Origin of the sequence: Enterobacter sp. 120016 (assembly GCF_018383635.1) — a bacterium.
Classification (GTDB): Bacteria; Pseudomonadota; Gammaproteobacteria; order Enterobacterales; family Enterobacteriaceae; genus Enterobacter; species Enterobacter asburiae_D.
This window is the reverse complement of record NZ_JAHAWC010000007.1, coordinates 112,646-130,949: the sequence shown is the minus strand read 5'-3', so window position 1 is coordinate 130,949 and position 18,304 is coordinate 112,646. Positions and strand designations below refer to the sequence as shown.

Annotated in this window: 12 protein-coding genes; all 12 read right to left on the bottom strand. The window is 49.1% G+C overall.

From position 1 onward, the window contains the following. Positions 1-21 precede the first annotated feature (21 nt). Positions 22-1,092: a hypothetical protein gene (locus tag KIF87_RS12400; protein ID WP_249665888.1), complete on the bottom strand. Its 1,071-nt coding sequence runs from the start codon at positions 1,090-1,092 to the stop codon at positions 22-24. 1 nt (position 1,093) lies between these two features. Beyond that, complete coding sequence (locus tag KIF87_RS12395) at positions 1,094-3,484, bottom strand: hypothetical protein (RefSeq protein WP_213328877.1); 2,391 nt, start codon at positions 3,482-3,484, stop codon at positions 1,094-1,096. Between the two features lie 11 nt (positions 3,485-3,495). Further along, positions 3,496-3,774 (bottom strand): PAAR domain-containing protein, encoded by a 279-nt coding sequence (locus KIF87_RS12390; RefSeq protein ID WP_121424767.1) that lies wholly within the window; start codon positions 3,772-3,774, stop codon positions 3,496-3,498. Between the two features lie 10 nt (positions 3,775-3,784). After that, positions 3,785-5,842 carry a type VI secretion system tip protein TssI/VgrG gene (gene tssI, locus KIF87_RS12385; RefSeq protein ID WP_213328876.1) on the bottom strand — a complete coding sequence of 686 codons (2,058 nt, stop codon included), beginning with the start codon at positions 5,840-5,842 and terminating at the stop codon, positions 3,785-3,787. Between the two features lie 4 nt (positions 5,843-5,846). Next, complete coding sequence (locus KIF87_RS12380; protein ID WP_121424769.1) at positions 5,847-6,248, bottom strand: molecular chaperone; 402 nt, start codon at positions 6,246-6,248, stop codon at positions 5,847-5,849. Further along, on the bottom strand, positions 6,245-7,645 hold the full coding sequence (locus KIF87_RS12375; protein WP_213328875.1) for a VasL domain-containing protein: 1,401 nt from the start codon (positions 7,643-7,645) through the stop codon (positions 6,245-6,247). Before KIF87_RS12375 ends, KIF87_RS12380 begins: the two co-directional genes overlap by 4 nt. A gap of 52 nt (positions 7,646-7,697) precedes the next feature. Then, entirely contained in the window at positions 7,698-11,357 is a 3,660-nt protein-coding gene (tssM, locus tag KIF87_RS12370) for a type VI secretion system membrane subunit TssM (RefSeq protein WP_213328874.1), read from the bottom strand. Positions 11,358-11,363: 6 nt separating this feature from the next. After that, positions 11,364-12,764 carry a type VI secretion system protein TssA gene (tssA, locus tag KIF87_RS12365; RefSeq protein WP_213328873.1) on the bottom strand — a complete coding sequence of 467 codons (1,401 nt, stop codon included), beginning with the start codon at positions 12,762-12,764 and terminating at the stop codon, positions 11,364-11,366. 16 nt (positions 12,765-12,780) lie between these two features. Continuing rightward, positions 12,781-13,458, bottom strand: coding sequence for a type VI secretion system-associated protein VasI (gene vasI, locus KIF87_RS12360; RefSeq protein WP_213328872.1), 678 nt, complete (start codon positions 13,456-13,458; stop codon positions 12,781-12,783). Continuing rightward, positions 13,455-14,747 (bottom strand): AAA-type ATPase lid domain-containing protein, encoded by a 1,293-nt coding sequence (locus KIF87_RS12355; protein ID WP_213328871.1) that lies wholly within the window; start codon positions 14,745-14,747, stop codon positions 13,455-13,457. Before KIF87_RS12355 ends, vasI begins: the two co-directional genes overlap by 4 nt. 146 nt (positions 14,748-14,893) lie before the next feature. Next, complete coding sequence (gene tssH, locus KIF87_RS12350; protein ID WP_213328870.1) at positions 14,894-17,488, bottom strand: type VI secretion system ATPase TssH; 2,595 nt, start codon at positions 17,486-17,488, stop codon at positions 14,894-14,896. 41 nt (positions 17,489-17,529) lie between these two features. Continuing rightward, complete coding sequence (icmH, locus tag KIF87_RS12345) at positions 17,530-18,264, bottom strand: type IVB secretion system protein IcmH/DotU (RefSeq protein ID WP_349628228.1); 735 nt, start codon at positions 18,262-18,264, stop codon at positions 17,530-17,532. Positions 18,265-18,304: the final 40 nt, after the last annotated feature.

Sequence of the window (18,304 nt, the reverse complement as noted above, 5' to 3'; positions counted from 1 at the left end):
AGCAGAAAATTTTCAGCCCCGTTATTGAGCAAACATCTGGATATCTTCATCAGCACCTTTACGCATCTTGATGCTTCCCAGTACCCACATAGCCAGCTCTTCACCGCTGACCTTGTCACGCAATTCTGGTGGCAGATCGCGGGTGTCAAACCTGCCGGCGATCTTTATCAGCGGCTTCATATGATTTCCGGTCTCCACATGGCTGGGGATCCACTGAAACTCCCGGGCTGACGGGTTGCTTTTATCGCGGCTGGTGTACAGTTCGCCCTTCATACCGCCCACCTCGACGGTTGTGCTCGGGAAGAAAAGCTGCAGGAGTTTGCCCTTGGAGACGCGGCTTTCGAGTTTGGATTCCTGTCCTTTTTGATAATTTTCCACATCCACTGACAGGAAGGTTTTTGAACCTTCCCGCTTTGAGTGCCAGACCATGTGATAGAACTCGTTCTTTTCGAGCCGCCCAGGATAGTAGTGATATTCGTTATCCAGGCAGAAACCGGGGGCATAGTGAGGGTACGGTTTGTAGGTGATTTTATTAATATCATCCATTTCAGCATCCAGCTTACGCTGGACCTGCTGGCGGAGTTGATCTTCTGATAGTGGCCGCTGTAGCTGGATTCCTTTTCCGTCTATAACGAGCCACTCCTTACGTTCCTTTATTTCCTTTAAATAAAAGGTACGAAATAAATAAAGTGAACTTAGGGAGCTAACGTCATTTGTAGTTTCTATATATTCCATAATGACACGTGGGTCACTTTTCATATCCTGATGAGCTATTTTACTTCCAAAAGAACTCATCCCTTGACGCATATCTGGTGCGATTGTCTTTTTAACATATCGCTCCCAGTCCTTTTCAATCCCAGACCGCTCCTTTTTAACAGAGCGCACTATTTCCAAATAAAAATTCTCGAACCAATAATTGCCACTATGCATAAACATATAATCAGGCAATTCTACTTCATAACGACCAAAACACTTTTTTTTAGTCTGAATTTTATTATCCATCATTGCATCCTTACTTTTTGCGATATGATTACATCCTTGCAATACCAAAGCCATGCTATAAAACACAACCACCGCCTTGAATCCTTTCATATTACTCTCTCTTCTTATTTTTTGACTTCTCGTTATATTCCCAGGTCGCTCTCTGCATCGTTTCATACACTGCTTTACGTATCTCTTCGCCCTGATAAATATCGCTATGATGCTCACTGCATGCAAGAACGTCTTCACCTGAATTTGTTCCAGAAATGACCATGCCGTCGCCTTGCTCTGTTCCCGCCTGCATTTCAAATTCGGTTGGTGATGCTGTACACTTATATTTCTCAGCGAGCAGTATTGTTCCCTCACCATTATCTAAAGCTTGCTCGAAAAGCTTTAGACCAAATAGTTCATTTACACCTTTAATAATAAGGTTATCACTTGGGATATTATTCAGATAGAAACCCCATTTTTGGACATCACTATCAGGAGGAATCTGAGCTTTAGCCTGCCAGACAATTCTCGCTCTTGTAGACGGCTTACTAGTTTTCCCTAAAATAAATTTATTTACTTTTGAAAGCGTTGGGGTTGCGCTAAAATATGAATAAAAAGCTAATGACTTATCAATTATAGATTTTACTTTAGTGTAGTTAAAAACAGCTAAGAACTCATCTTGGGCGATATGTTTTTTATCTATTAACCTGTACCATTCAACATCATTACGATATTCTGCATAAATATCTTCATTTAATTTAAGCGGGACCAGTTCAGGTTTTTTCTCCCCCTCTACGAGTTCAAAAGGCATAGCCTGCCAGCATAACCACCCTTTTGGATAGTCATTATTCGGCAAAGCCTCAAGCCCACACTGGCTGTAACTGAGCACAGCCGTAATTTCTGCGGCATTTGACCCTAACACCTGATTTGTCACATAAGCCACCGCCATATCAGACATACTGTCTGATTTAACGGGAGTCTGAATGCCAGCCCGGAACCAGGCATATATTTCGGGCATCCCCGTTTGCGGAACACCAACATGAATGGCTTTAAGTAACTCCAAATCTTTGCCAAAGGGGTTTGGCTCAGATGCGATACGGAATTGAGAACTCTCCTCTCCTTTCGCTTTTTTAGCTGCATCAGGAGATTTTTGCTCATCAATACCACTCATATATTCTTCGACATTTTCCTCTGGGGGAGGATTGTCTCCATCTGATGCATTACTTCCATCCGTCTCTGGCCCAACATCCGCCAGCAAAGCCCGCATCACCTGTCCACCCATACCATGCGTAATGACAATCACCTGCCTTACCGGCTCCTTTGTCATCCATGTTTCGTCATCACTTCCCGGTTGATAAGATCCAGCGATCTGTTTGATCCGGCGCTTGAGCCGCTGCGCCCCATCGGCACAACCCTGCATCCAGTTATAACCAACGACATGCAGAGGAAAGGCATACCCAGCCATCTGTTTGGCATAGTTTGGGTTCGCTCCCCAGGGTAACGGTTCCTCTTTCTTAGCGGGTTCGTCCTGCCTGGTGGCTGTCGTCGCGGCTGCCGGAGTGGCAGCCGCAGCGGCCGGTGCAGCAGGCGTGAAATCAAACAGCTTTTCGATGGCTGCAAAAAGATCTTTCAGTGCCTTACCCGTCACCATAGAAGGCTTGGGGATGCTCCCCATTTCCGTCGTGGCCCCGGCCTGCGCGACCTCGCGGAGGTTAAAATGTGCGTCCAGATGACGCTGCAGCGTCATCAAAAATTCGCCGTACTGCTCCCAGCATACCTCTCCCCAGCCGCGTAAATGGCGGTCTCTCGATTCTAACGGTCGGATGGCGGTTTGCCCCAAATAGTAGCTTCTGTCGTAGCTCGCGATGCCTTTCTCGGCATCCTGGGGGATGGCCAGGATCGTATCGTCACGGCCAATTTTTTCACCCACCAGCAGCTTGCGTCGTTCAGACGCATCGCGGAACATCCACTCCAGTACCGAGATCATCCCCCATACATTGCGGGCGATGCGTAATACCTCTTCAAGCCTGCCCATTTTCTCAAAGGCGCTATTAATCTCCTTTTCTATGCGCGCAATTTTCTTTTTAATATCAGCAAGCTGCTCTTTCACCTTTGCCATTGCGCCTTTGGTGTCAGCGCTGGCATCCTGACTGGCCGCCTCGAGACGTTTTGCCACATCATCAAGCCCAACCGCTTTTAAAACGTGGCTACTGAGCATATACAGTTCATTCAGTGCCCCCTGTAATCCTTTGAGGACAGTCTGTAACTCAATTAACTTCTTTATCACCGGAGAGCTGGTGATGGCCGCCGTGGTGCTCGTGACCTTACCGCTCAGATCTTCTACCGCCGTGCCGAGGGGCGTGTGGTAACTGCCCATCCCTGCCAGCGGATCCCAGACCACTGCGTTTTCAGTACTGTTGTAAAGCCGGGTGCCCATCAGGTCAGGAACAAAAATAACCGGAATAACCTGTTTCCTGCACTGACATCCCTGGCGACATTCATGACTACTCATTGCCGACATCCTTATCCAATCGTGAGCGTTGCATCACCTTCAATGACCTTGCCGCCGTGCGCGGTCGGCGACCCTACCAGCGCGACTGGAATACCGTTTACGGTAAGTAATGACGTCCCGCCGGTGATGACATCCGGACTTTCTTTCTGACATTCACAGCGGTGCCCTACCAGCGCTACCGGAATACCGTTTACCGTCAACGCGGGGTCGCCATCCTGAATGGGGCCGCCGATGTGTTTATCCAGCGGGCAGGTATGCTGATGTCCTTTTAAAGAAACGGGAATTCCCATTTTGTTCTCCTTAACTCAATGATTGTTTACAGATTGGGCAAATTTCCGACAGCGGATCGCCATTCATAGCGGCCACTTCAAGCGAGTTGAGCGCGCCGCTGGAACTGCCGGTAATTTTTGTAATGGCATTGATTCTGAGCAGGCTACTGGATATTGATATCCCGCTGCTATCCATGACAATCTTGCCGTTTGGCCCCTGAATCACGACCTTTTCTGAGCCAATAAGCTGCAGCTCCCGGGTGGTGACAGTCACCTTTTTCCCTGCCTGCATCTCATACCAGCCCGCAACGGTGTGATGATGATCGCCCGCCGTTTCTTCGGTGTAGTCGGCCCCCATCGTGTCTTTACGCTGGTTCAGAACATGAAAGAGATACTGGTTATCAACCTGAATCTGCTGGTTATGAATAACGTTGATCATCTGATCGTGGTGAACGCGCTCAATGTGATCGTGTTCAACGATGGACGTTTTGTCGTTCTTGATTTCCTCACGCTGGTCATGGTGGATGGTGGCAAAACGATCCTGTTCAACGACCAGGTATTCATTGTTTTTAACCTTGGTCTGGAAATCTTTTTCCGCATGGAAATAGATCAGCTGGTTGTCGTTTTCATCCTCGAACGATAATTCGTTAAAACCCGCTCCCTTATGGGTGTCGGTGCGTAATACGGTACGGGTTTTGTGCACCGGCAAAGAATGAGGCGGGACATTCGCAACGTGATACGTTCTGCCGGTGATGATCGGCTGGTCAGGATCGCCTTCCAGGAACGATACAATCACTTCATGACCGATACGCGGGATGGCCATTGCACCATAACGACTTCCGGCCCATCCCTGCGCCACACGGATCCAGCAGGAGCTGTTTTCGTTGTTTTCTCCTTCCAGATCCCAGGGGAACTGCACGCGCACCCGCCCTACTTCATCACACCAGATCTCTTCGCCTTCTGGCCCGACGACAGTGGCTATTTGCGGGCCATCGACGCGTGGGCGCGGGTTGGGTTCTGGTCGCCAGGTGATTTTGTCCGGAATAGCAGTGAAATGACTTTCAAGCCAGGTCCCCTTCACCCCGGCCTCTTCCTCCTGCGACTGTGGCTGTTGGCCCGTGATAGTCAGGGATACGGTTTGCCAGACGCAGTTAAAATCATCGTGAGGATGGGATGTCAGCGAGAAGCAATCCCCCGCCGTCAATGACGGGGAATCAGAAACGCCGAGCGCCTGCATTGCGTCACGCCGTAGCGCATCCAGGCGATAGCCACTGTAGGCATCGCCATTAAAATCCGTTTTATAGCGGCCGGGGTAATCGTAGTGTTGCATCTGATGATGCCGATACGGTGCTTTGTTATCCTGCTCACGATAGAGCATTGCCCATGCCGGATTCTTAAAGGTGTACTCTTTTAGCAGCACCTGGGAAACGCGTAAATTTTCCTCATAGCTGAACCGCTGTACGCTGGCACCCTCATTCAGACCCCGTCTATGGGGATTCCAGGGCAGGATTTCCCCTTTTGGTAAAAAGGTGTAGTCATCGATAAACACCACCTCATGCGCCTTGCCGGTGAAACGGAAGTACCACGAAATCCCCTCTTCGGCCGCAAGGCGAGAGATAAAGTCCAGCGTGGATTCACGGTATTGCACGCAGTATTCACGCACCGGATGGTCATAGCGCAGTGAGAAATGAAACGCCGTGATCCCTGCTTTTTGCAGCAGCTGGGTGATAATTTGCTGGGGCGTCTGCTGCTGAAAAATACGGGAGTGATGCTCAAGCGAAAGTAACCACAGATCCGGCCGGAGCGTCGCGCTGTAACGCGTACGCTGGTGTCCGGTATCATTGCGGGCGAATCGGGTGACCAAACCGTGAACGCGACGCTTCAACTCGCCGTTAAACCAAATCTGCAGCTCAGCGCTATCGTCCAGCACGCATGGGAAAGCAATATCGTCATGCTGAGTGGCCAGCTCAAGGTTCAATTCATAGGGCTCAGAAAGCCCTTCCGTTAACTCAAATGCAGTGACGGTTAATGCGCCTGGCGTTAACGTATTCGCGACAAAGGTGTACTGAAGGCCGGTACTGTCAGCCATGACCTTATCCTCGCTGTTTCGCTAACTGGACAAAGGCGGCGATATGTTTGTTTTCTGCAAGCGGCTGACAGGCTGCTTCCGGAACAGGATTATCTTTTTCCAGGGATTTCTCGACGTTGATACCCATCTGCATCAACGTGGGATTATAGAGCTGCGAGTTCCAGTCCCCAGTGGTGTAATCGCGAGGATCCCACCCCATATCCATTGCCGTCACATCCGCGATGGCCGCCAGGGATTTATCCGCAGGAATGTCGCCAAGACCACAGTGATCGCGCAGATAGCCTGCACTGCCGATCAGATTCGCCAGGGCATTCATTTGTTCAGTTACCGAAGGTTTGCTGGCGGCCCGGGTCTGGCAACCCATGAGTAATACCGCAGCAAGAGCAAGAAGGGTCACTTTTTTCATTTCTTTTCATCCTGATAAGAGGGTGGTGTGTTGACTGACTTAAGCGTCTGCACAACTTGCAGATATCGGGCCTGGATCCCTTTCAGTTGGTCATTCACTTTCTGGAGATCGGCCGGGGAAGGCTGTTTACCCTTACGGATAGACTGCTCGATTGAAGTCAGCTGGTAGGAGAGCGGCTCTGTCTCTGACAGACGCTGTTGAATGTCGTAAATGGCGCTTTTGAGGTAAGAAATCGTAACGGTACGATGCTGCTTTTCATTATTGAGCAGTTCGTCCATGAGCGACTGAAGCATCACTTTCGCCTGCCCATAGCCAGGCGCAAGGCCCTGAGAAGACAGTTGCTCTAATTGCGTATACCACCCTCGAGTGACGGCGTTTCCCGGATAAATGTCTTCCAGCAACCTCGCCATCTGAAGCCCTTCACTCATCGATTCCACTGGCGATTGCGTAAGAAGGGTCCCCAGCTTTTGCTGGTATTTTTCGAGAATCAACGGGCGGTTGGCCGTCAGCTCCGGGAGATGCTTTTCGGCTGTTGCCGTCTTCACCACCGCAGGAGGGCGTTGTGCACTCATGAGCATTTCATCAACAATATTGCGCTGATGAAAACGGCTAGCCACTAGCGTTCCCAATAGCGTGAGCCCAGCCCCAATCACGATGCCAGCCATCATTTGCCACCCACCTTTCCCGTTTGCATTGGAACGCGCTCCGGCAGGCGTATTGCGTGAAGACGTATCAGAGAATACCTGTTGCTGCCTGTCCAACTGCGGGGCAGCCTCCACTGAGGGGGGATGACTCTCTTTATTATTTTCCGGGAGATACACCAACGGTAAGGTGACGGTTGATACGTTATTATTCGTCGGTGATACATCCGGTGGCTGAATGATATTAATCGCTTGTTCCAGATAAAAATGGACGCTTTGCAGAAGCGTGAAATTGATATCACCAATAGAAATCAGCTTTTCACATATTTTACCCAACGCATATTCAGCACGATAAATATCGCGCAGCGACTGTTTATTTTTAGGCAATTGTCGCATGGCGGCACCGACTCGCGCCGCAAACCAGTCCAGGATTTCGCGTCTTGCCCTGCCAGGCTTTTCCGGTGGCCAAAATATGTCCCATTGGGAAACAATAAGTACAGCCAATAATTCACACCCTTCGGCAAAACCCTTCCACTGATTTAACCGGGTACGCGCCAGCGAGTAATAAACCACGCTTTGCAAATCAATGCCATTTGAGGAAAACAACGCGATCGCCTGAGATTGCAGGAGATGCCAGTCAATGACTGGATGAAGCGGATGATTTAACTTGTTAATCTCAGACCTAATTACCTCAAATGCTTCAAAAGCACGGGGGTCCTTACCTGTGGCGACAGGTTGATAATCAAAATATCCCATAGAAATTAATCGGGCTCAGTTATATTATAAATAAACCCGATACGACTCCTTGTCAGTAAAGTTGATCCATCAATGTAAATTGACTAAATATTTCCCCAGCGAATGGATTATCGGATGCATCCATATAAATACGATAGCTTATCGTACCGCCATCAACTGTGAAGCGGATATCAAAGCTGCCATCCTGAATACTGGTTAATTCGCCTTTATCGAGAATATGGAAGGTTGCCCAAGGACCAGAATACCCTATACTCCGCGGAGATGCTTCCACGGCATTCGGTACAAGCGTAATTTTACTTTCATTTCCGGCGCGCATCGCATTTGGCCAGACAAGATGGGCCGTCGCATGGTTCCCCTGGGTATAATCAATCAGCTGGCCATCAAGATTCAGGACAGCACGACGCTTATTAGCACTGAGCTCTATCGGTGAGATAGCATACTGAATACCAAAACCATTTTGTTTTGAGAAGAAAACCGAACGGATTTTCTCCGCTTGCTGGAGAGACTTAACGATTTCTGGACGAATCACCGAGCGACCATCCACAGCACTGGCATGGCCCTCAACAAACACTTTAAGGTTATCGTTATAGAAGCTGTCGATAACGCCATCCGGGGCAAAGAAGCGTTCCATATCACTGAGAGCAACATCTTTCGTCGCTTTCCTGTTAAACGGATATTTGTCAGCCAGCTGTGAAAGGAATGGGGTTACAACCTTGCCTGACCACTCTTTTTCAAGTGATTGCAATGCAAGACCCATAACGGCTTCCCAGCTATTATCTGCCAGTTGGCCAACCCAACGTCCGAGAGGGTCTGAGAGGTTTCTCGACATCTGTTTCGCCGTGAAGAACGCATCGGCATTGTTTTGCTGGAAACGCATTTGTACCAGTAGCAGCGCCGCCTTTCCAGGCTCTGGAGCATTACTGATGCGATGCAACTCGGCATTCATTGCCGCGAGTGCATTATATGCCTGCCGCAGTTGCCCATTCTGATCCTCACTCTGATCGACCAGCGCTTTCTGTTCTATAAATGAGCGACCAATGCGGTTGAGCAATATATACTCGGGTTGGTTACCGATTTGTTCCAGCGAATTTTTCTGTGCAATATTAAGCGTTTCGGCAATCTTTCGTTCCTTTTTTGCCACGTCGGGAACAGGAATTTTAGGATCAACGATAGCGGCCTGAAGCTGAGTTTGCGTGTTATCGCGTAATAACAGCAGGGCTCGCCAAATTGGCTGTCCGTTATTTAATACCGCATCTAACGCATCAGTCGCTTCAGAGATGTCGGCAAAAGGTCGAACATTGAGATTAGTGAGCGCATTGCGCCAGCGGCTCACATAATCTCCAACATAGCGGTCAGTAATCTGACGCTGGATCTCCCGCTTATCCGCCTCACTGTAGTCAGTATGCTCAGCCAGTTTTAACACCCATGCATCTAACCCAGTGATATCTACCAGACGATCCATTTGTTTGGTCAAGTAGTGCCCCAGACCATAGCGCGTCCAGAACTGAGGTATTTTCAACAGAGCGTCATCATCGGCAACAAATACCGTATCAAACTGGGCCCCAATTTCGGTGCGAAGATCGAGATCTGGCGGAAGTTGTTCTCGAGCCTTAATGCCCAGGTTTTGATAAACACGCTGGTATAGCGGGAGCTTACTCAACTCACGCTGGGCACTTTGCACGTTGCCGGCAAACGGCTCCCAGGCTGTAATCGCGTCTCGATCGCCTTTACGCCGCTCTCCGGCCCAGTCGGTATGTTGAAGTGCGTAGTCCAGATGCTGCATCAGACGTTCCTGCACCTCTCGCTGCCCGGTAAATGCTTTTTGCCAGCGTCCGCGCATGTACTCTTCAACGAGCGGGATACTGCGCCCACTCCTGTCCTCAAGCATGCGCATAATGCGCAGTAGCGCTAATTTTTCGTCGCTGTTATCGGGTGCAGTTTCCAGCTGCTTCTGCAGATCTGCCATTAACTGTGGCAAAAAACGTAGCGTCAGAAAACGCAGATATGTCTTTTCAACCAGCTGTCCGATTCTGTCTCCCTGATATAACCCCATATCTGAAAACAGCGAGTTCTTATCATGGTAATCGCCATAAGACAGGGTTGCGTCACGAATAATGTCCATGTGCGGTAACCAGTCTGCCCCGAGCGGTTGACTGGAATCAGGCGAGCCAATCTTCTGGAAAGTCTCGACTTTTTTGAGCGCTAACTCTCCTGCCCGATAATTCTTGAGATAGTAATAATACCAGCCACTGAGCAGCGATAACGTCACCCCACCAGCAATGACCGTTGCGAGCGTTAAATTATGGCGGCGGACGCGGGTAAATTCATCGTTCTCACCTGCAAGATTAGGCTCGGAAAAAAGAATATTCGAAAAAAGATCGTGAAGAAAATATCCGTTCTGGTTATCTTTTGGTTGCCAGGCACCTTGCGTCGTTGAACGTAATCCATACCTTTCTGCAATCGCATCCTGGAAGAAGTCACTGCGCCTGTTTTGTTGAATGGCCGACGTAAAGTAACAGCCGCGGATAAGCATTTGTCTACCCGGATCGCGATTGTAATGTCTTAATAGATCGTTAATGGTCTCTTCGATTACCGATTGCAGCGCAGAAAGTTGACCAAGGAAGCAGAACAACGCCGTGCGAAGATCGATAGTTGTCCCGTTGATCATTTGCTCTGGCATCAGTTGATGAAGATGATGCTGCCATTCTTTCCAGAACATCTTAAGCTCGTTACGCCAGACATCTCCTTGCTCAGCCTCTAAAGAGAATGAAACCCCAAGGGGCTTATTTCGCATCTGCTGTGATAAAGAAGGATATAACGCCTCAAAACCATTCAGAACATCTATTTTATTGATAACGATATAGACCGGAACACGGCATGCAAAACGATCGCTTAGCGCCAGAATGTGGGTTTGCCACCGTTGCGCCCACTTACGGCGATTCTCAGCGGTCATCGCCATCAATTCCTGAACATTAATGGTTAAAACCACACCATTAAGCGGCTGACGAGGACGATGGGTGATTAACCAGTCCAGAAGATGGTGCAATAATCGCCCGCCCCGATGGTGCCTATTGTCGGCATCATCTTCACCTTGCTGGAAAAATTCTCCGGGAGGATCGAGCAGTACGGCAGACTGTGTTAAGGATAACGCCAGCGTCTTAAGCTCTTTTCCATTGTGCATCTCTCGCTTCATTTCGCTCTGGTAGTTGAGCGGAAGAACCTGATCGGAGGTGCGGATCAGCGCACTTTTGCCGCTGATACTTTCCCCCATCATCATGTACCAGGGGCGGCTGTACATGGCATTTTTGCGGTTGCTACGTTGAAAATAGTGTTGAAGCCAGTCATCAAGAAAACGCGCCTGATAGTCGACACTCGCCTGGTAGGGCAGATTTTCTGTTGCCTGCTGGCCGGGTAATGCATGCTTAACTTGCTTATAGAGATACCAGCTGACGGTACTCAGCCCCAGCAGCAAAAGGAGCAATGTTGCTACTATGCGGTTGCCTGCCGATCCCAGCGGTTTTACTTCTCCCCACGTCCACAGAGGGCCCCATAACCAAATAGCAAGCAGCCCCATTCCCCATATCAGCCAGAGTAACGTTAAAGAAAATGAAAACCGGGGTAACAGAGGCTTAAGTCGCCCTAATTTGCCTGTGAATGTCTTCACAGCCCGCAGCGGAGAGAGCCAGTAAGCGATCTTATTTATAAAAAACATGAATAATTACTCCAGTCCCTGTGAAGTCTCAGAAATATATTTTTTCAGGAAAGTCATTAGCGAAGGCTCCCATTCCTCAAGCGAGAGGGGGCGAATACTTTTCCAGAGCGAACAAAATTGTTGTTGCGCAAGTTCACTGAAGCCTGCTTCTTCCAGCAGCCTCGCTGTAGTGAGTTGGTTGTAATAATAAAAGCGAGGGTCGGCGCGGGTTCCCTTTTTCTGAATATCTTCAAGTTTGCGCAGCGCAGCCTGTAGCCCGTGTTGATGGAATTCTTGCCAGAGTGATTCATCATCATTAATAGTCAGCTCGCGATGTTCACTCTCTTTTTCCGCACCCATCATCCAAATGCAGGTTTCAGAATTTGCAAAAAATGTCCCGTCGCTGAACTGCATTTTCTCTACACCGGGAAGTCTTTTGATCAGCTTCGTTACGCTTTCCCGAATCGCCTGAGCCACGTCATGGTAACCACACTGTTCTGCTCTTTGAGAAGACAGGTGATGCCCATCGAACCACCAGGGGGCGAGGGTCAGGCTGGTTTCAATCTCTTTCCAGACGTCCGGATCGGTAGCCATTCGGTTGCGATAATCAGAAACACGGTCAGGGGAGACAGCAGCAAGCTGCGTTCTGGTCCCATCCTTACTCACCGGTGCACTATTCAGGTTCCCCCAAATTGCATGACGACGAACCAGATATCCAACCGGATCGGCTGGATGGGATCCGCACAAGAGATCGGCCACTTTAAGCAGGCTTTGCCGCCACGCTCTTTCCGAGTCAGCCGCGATGTCGAAATTCGTTATGGCTGCCGGGCTTAACGCAGCGACAGCTGGCTTAATCTTCTGCGTCTCTTCATCCTTTCTGACGGAGGCCGCATTCGCAGATCTGTCATAGACCTGCACCAACGAACTCACCTCGGCGGAAAGGGTTGCATCAAACGAAGAAAGCATTTCCGATAAAGAGACCATCGTCTCCCGGAATTGTTTTCTTTCTGTGTCCTGACATCGCTGCGAAAAGTATCCGACTACGCCTTCAAAACGCTTCAGAACTTGTTGTAGAAGCCTGACTCTCATCCGGCCATCTTGCGGCCAGGCACTGGACGCAAAATGGCGTAAATACCCGGTGAGCAATACGCTAGCCAGCACAACCTGTTCGGGATGGCCGCCATGCTGAAGCGTACGTAATAAATGGATTAAGATGCGAAAATCTTTGCTTTCCTGCTCCAGCAGGATCAGGCAGTTCTCCTGTATGCGAGGAATATCAACATGTTCATGCGTAAGTGACCCCAGCCTGGCAATACTGCTGTCGACCTCTTCCCACAAAGGCGATTCGTCGTTAACTTTTGCCGACGTTTTGTCCGCAGACAACGGGGTCAGGATCCGCTGCAGCCAGGGGTGATTATTTAATGTCATCGTTTTTGTTCCAGCTTCACCAGTGGCATGCCTGACGTAAAGGTTCAAGCGCCTGCTTCAGGCCATCGATACGAAAACGCAGATCATTCAGCGCAGGCCGATCGGATGAAATGACCAACTCTTTCGCGCCAAACAGCTGCTGTATTTCCGCAATACCTTGTAATCCTCGGCTTGCTTCCAGCCGGTATCCGCTTCCTCGCCAGAACCAGCGGCTGGTGAGCGCGCTGCCATCAGCATGCATTTCCAGCACCTGGTCACCTTTCCCCTGTGGAGCAGTAAACGCGATTTGCATACGGGTAATATTCTCTATGCAACTGATGGCAAATATCGCCCGTGCCGGATAGTTGCCACTTCCTGGCACCGTCAACATCACGATCCCGGCGGAGTCCTCTGCTTTGAATGTTTTGAGTATCATTACGGAATCGCTTTTCTGGCGTTCTTTTTCCTGCTCCATAATTTGCAACCAATAGCGGTCAGGCCTGACCGCCTGATTAATTTTAATTTCAGGGTGCCATGCCTCGTCATAACACTGGAGACGAGGTAATGGAGATGATTGCTGACGGCAGGCCAGCAGGGCCGCTTTTACTTCATCCGTAAATGATGGCTCCATCGCCGTTTTTTCCGCAGCAGCGGCACAAAATTTATTAATAAAGAGAAGAAAAAATATCATTGCCATGAATATTTTTAATTTCATCGCACTATCCCTGTTTTTTTACACTTCATATCCAATGAACGTCTTGATATTGAGAGGCTGGAGGCCGTTCTTTCTTTGTCAAAATTGTATTTCTCCAGACGTTGACGTAAAACTACCGCCTCGTAACGTGCGAGAATTGCTTTGAGCGAACCGGAGCCGTGGCTTTCGGACAATGGCGGAAAGATACCAGCAGAGCGACAGATTGTTTTCTCTCTGAGTGCCGTATATGCAGCAGCGATACCGTCACTTTTCACGCGAAAAATATAATCATAGAGAATATTTTCTAGCTCTCTAATATTGCCGGGGAATGAGTATTCCAACAAAGTATCAACGACTTGCTCAGGCAGAGAAAAGTCCCCAGGAAGGTGGCGCTGGTTTTCGGTTAAAAAAGCCTCCGTGAACGATTTAATATCCTGTGGCTGCTCCCGTAATGGGGGAAGAAATATTTCACCACCAGCAAGCCGATGATAAAAGCCGACGTGTTTTCTTTTCCATTCTTCGCGACCCAGGCTGGTAAGAATGAGCTTTAAATGAACATGCCCGGCGTCTCGCCCATCTGTACTCAGCACCTCATTGGTATCAAGAAAATGCTGGAAATATCCATGCCAGCGAGGTGCCAGCCTGTCGATATTTTCGATCAGTAAAAATCCCCGATGAGCTTTTACCAGAGCACTTCCTGAAACGTTTTTCTCACCAAAAATCTTTATGCCCTGCCATTCTTCTGAAAGTACTGCGCAATCAAGCGTGTACAGCGATGACTGCCCCGCTGAACAACGGTGCAAATAATGGGCGAGCCAGGTTTTTCCTGTCCCCTTTTCACCGACAATAAGTATTGGCTTTCCCGGGGACGGCGCGTCTATAAGATGTTGCATACGCTCATACGACCTGCGCCATGTCGGGGATTCCGACGCTCGCCGACAGGTCGCTGGTCCATTCTGGATAGCTGTTTTGTTCAGTTCCCTTGAGCGAAGCAGGAAAACCTGCAACAAGGAGGAAAACTGATTTTCAACATTCAGCAACGCTTCAAGCGTTGCCGCACAAGCCAGTATTGCCCAAATCCCAAATACTTTTCCCTGGCCATCAAGCAGGGGAATTGCGTACAGTCCGCACTCCCCGCTCTGACGTAGTACCAGCTCACGAAAATCGGGATGTTCGATTCTTGCACCGTAATTTAGCGATAGCCACACTGCAGGTTTACCGCTTCGAATAACCTGCGCCAGCGGATGCCTGAAATCGTCAACGCTCAAATGGAGAGGAGCAGCCCTGTCGCCGGTGACCTGACATGCCATCTCAGATCCCGCGAAGGAGAGCACCCCGAGGATTTGGCTCCTGCCCGGGACCATCATTGCGATCCTGCCGGCAAAACATGTCATAAGACCGTCCATATGCTGGCAGGAAAGCAACTCCAGAATCGCGGGCAGTACTGGCTCAGGCATCAGCTCTCGACCTCAACGGTGAAATGACCCAACTCAATGCCAAAATGAATACGGCTGATAGCATCACCGGTGGAGAGTTTTTGTAAGATAACCTTTGAAACAGGCGGCAATAATGCCCCATCGATTACGGACTCCAGCATGCGCGCGCCATTCTCTTTGCGCGTTGCCCGGTCAATAATCTCCTGATATACCGCCTCGTCAATAATGACTTCCGCGTTAAAGCGTATGGATAATTTATTCGATAACTCAGCAAGTTTGCTGCGAATAATGGACATTAATATCTCACTGCCTAACGGGAGAAAAGGCACGATTTCCATGCGCGCGAGCAAGGCCGGTTTAAAGAATGCAGCCAGTTCCGGATAGAGCACATCAGGTATCTGCTGCGGAGTAGTACTCATTTCAACTATTGTCTGGTAACCGAGATTTGATGTGAGGAAAAAGGCAATGTTCTTACAATCAATAAGTTGCCCTTCACCATCCGCCATCTCCCCTTTATCAAAAGCTTGATAGAATAAATTCAGCACGTCTGGGTGCGCTTTTTCGACTTCATCCAGCAGCACGACTGAATAGGGTTTTTTACGGATAGCCTCGGTCAGGATCCCCCCCTCACCGAACCCAACGTAGCCCGGAGGAGAGCCAATAAGTCTTGAAACGGTATGTTTCTCCTGAAATTCCGACATATTGATGGTCGTTAACCAGGCATGGCCTCCAAAAAGGAGTTCAGTAAGTTGTAATACGGTTTCGGTTTTGCCAACACCGCTTGGTCCCACCAGCAAAAAAGCGCCCAAAGGACGTCCGGCTCGCCTTAAATCGGCGCGCGCGGTCAATAGATGTCGATGAAGATGTTCTATCGCAAGGTCCTGACCTTTAATGGTTTTAGAAAGAAAGTCAGGCAGCTCGGTGATGACCTTCAGTTCATTTTGCGTGATTTGCTGTAGAGGTACGCCTGTCCATTCGGCGATGACTGACGAAATCAGATCTCTGTCGACATGTGCTGAAAGGCATTTTTGCGTTTTTTGTAAAGCAATCAGCTGTTCTTCACATCCCGCTAGTTGCAACGCGGTATCGGAAGATGCCTCCTCTTTAAGAAGAGACTGGCGCAAGGCGATTATTTCTGAAACCAGTGCTTTCTGGCTTTGCCACTGCTTTTCGAGCATTTCCCGTTCGGACTGTAGGCGTTGACGCAATGAAAAAAGCTCACCCAAGCGTTCCGCGTATTCGTTTAGTCCGATACGCTGCTCACGTTCAATATGATGAATTTCTTGTTCAGTCTCTTTCAACCGGGTTTCCAGCCTGGTGTACTCTCGGGGTGGAGCCGTCAGGTTAATTGCGCAGCGCGCACAGGCGGTATCAAGAACATCGATAGCTTTATCAGGGAGTTGTCGGCCTGAAAGATAACGAGCACTTAATTGAACCGCAGCGACCAGCGCCTCGTCATCAACAAGAACGTTATGCGCGAGTTCATAACGAGCCACCAACCCCCGGAGAATGGTTGTTGCCTGAACGAGATCTGGTTCGTTGACTTTGACAAGCTGGAAACGTCGAGTTAATGCTGCGTCTTTCTCAATGTATTTTTTGTACTCCCGCCAGGTCGTGGCAGCGATCGTTTTTAACTCACCTCTGGCCAGCGCAGGCTTGAGTAAGTTTGAAACGTCCAGCCCTCCCTGCGTATTGCCCGCACCTATCAAGGTATGCGCTTCATCAATAAACAAAATAACTGGCGCTGGCGCGTCAAAGATCTCCTGCATAATCCCTTTGAATCGCTTCTCGAATTCGCCTTTCACTGAGGCTCCCGCCTGCATCGCGCCAAGATCCAACGAAAGCAACACTGTTCCTTTGAGCGGGTCCGGCACCTGGTTCGCCGCGATACGACTCGCCAGCCCTTCAATAAGCGCACTTTTGCCCACGCCAGCTTCGCCAACAACGATGGGATTATTCTTGCGACGACGACAAAGAATATCGATCATTAGATCTATCTCTTCATCCCGGCATAAAACGGGGTCAAGCCGGTTCTCACGCGCAGCCTCGGTGATATCCGTAGTGAACCGAGAAAGTAGCGAGCCCTCACCACCGACGTTAGCTGGTGTCGTTCGGGATAGGGGTACGTCCGTGGTGCAATTTTCAGCCGAGTCCCTGGTGATGGAGTTAATTTTTGCAGTCAATTGCTCGCGGTGGATTCCTTCGATCAAGCGGCAAAAATCAACCGGAAGGTACCGATGACGGTGCGTCAGTAAGACCAAAAACAGAGCCCCGCTTCGCAGTTCATGTTGATTCAATTCCGTTGACGCCAGTAACCAGCTATCCTGTAACCACTCGACAAGCAGGGGCGAAAATGAAGGGTATGACTGCGGATAATCAGTACGATCGAGAGGACTAACCTGCAGTAATGATTTTGCACGCTCGGCCTCTATTCCATATTCATGGAAAATGAATCGAATATCACAAAGCGGAGTGTCAATTAATTCATTTAATAAATGAATGACGCTAATTTCAGTTGCATGTTGATTAACACTCACCGCCGCTGCCTGCTCTAGCGCACGACGAACGAGAGGATGCAACCGTTCTACAAGAGCGGCTATTTCAATCCTGATCATTTTTATCTCTTAGATATATTTATATAAAGTAGTTTATTGGCCTACTGCAGTAAAACATCCAGTCTGTCTATGATATTTTCTGTCTGAATATGTAACTGCCAATGGAAAAGTAAAAAGCCCCCCAGCGCGATAAAAGTCATCAGCCAGGCAATTTTCTTTACCGAGAGCAATCCTCTTAGCCCATATTTTTTCTCTCGTTCCGTTGAGCCTAAGTGAATGATCGTATTGCCAAGAAGAACGTTACGCTCTGCTGGTTGCTGTGCACTGACGCTTTGTAACTTCTGATGAATGAGCCGCAGAATACGTTCCCGTTCTTCCTGGTATTGCACCGTCATGCGGTAGCGCCCCTGAAAGCCCAGGCACAAACAAAGATGAATAAACTCCAGCAGGTCATGGTAGCGTGAGGGTTCGAGCAATAGTCGGTTTATAAGTTGATAGCATTTTTCTCCGCCCCAGGTTTCACTATGAAAACGCACGAGCAAAGTGTGTTGCGCCCAGCATTCGATTCCCCATGGGCGAGCCATAACCATTTCATCAATAAACGTACAGAAGAAATAACTCCAGGATATTAATACTCCCGGTTCATAGCGCTCCGCTTCAAGGCGCCGTAATATATGGCGAATATCCTGCTCAACCAAATCGATAAGATTTTTATCATCAGGCGGCTCAAGCAATGTTTTAACCCGGACAGTAAAACCCAGCAAAGGAGACGACTCTCTGATTAACGGATTGGGATGGTTAATCATGCCAGAAAAGTCATCCACTTCCCCTGACACTGGGGGGTACCTGAAGCCAGGATCTTGAATAAACGTCGTG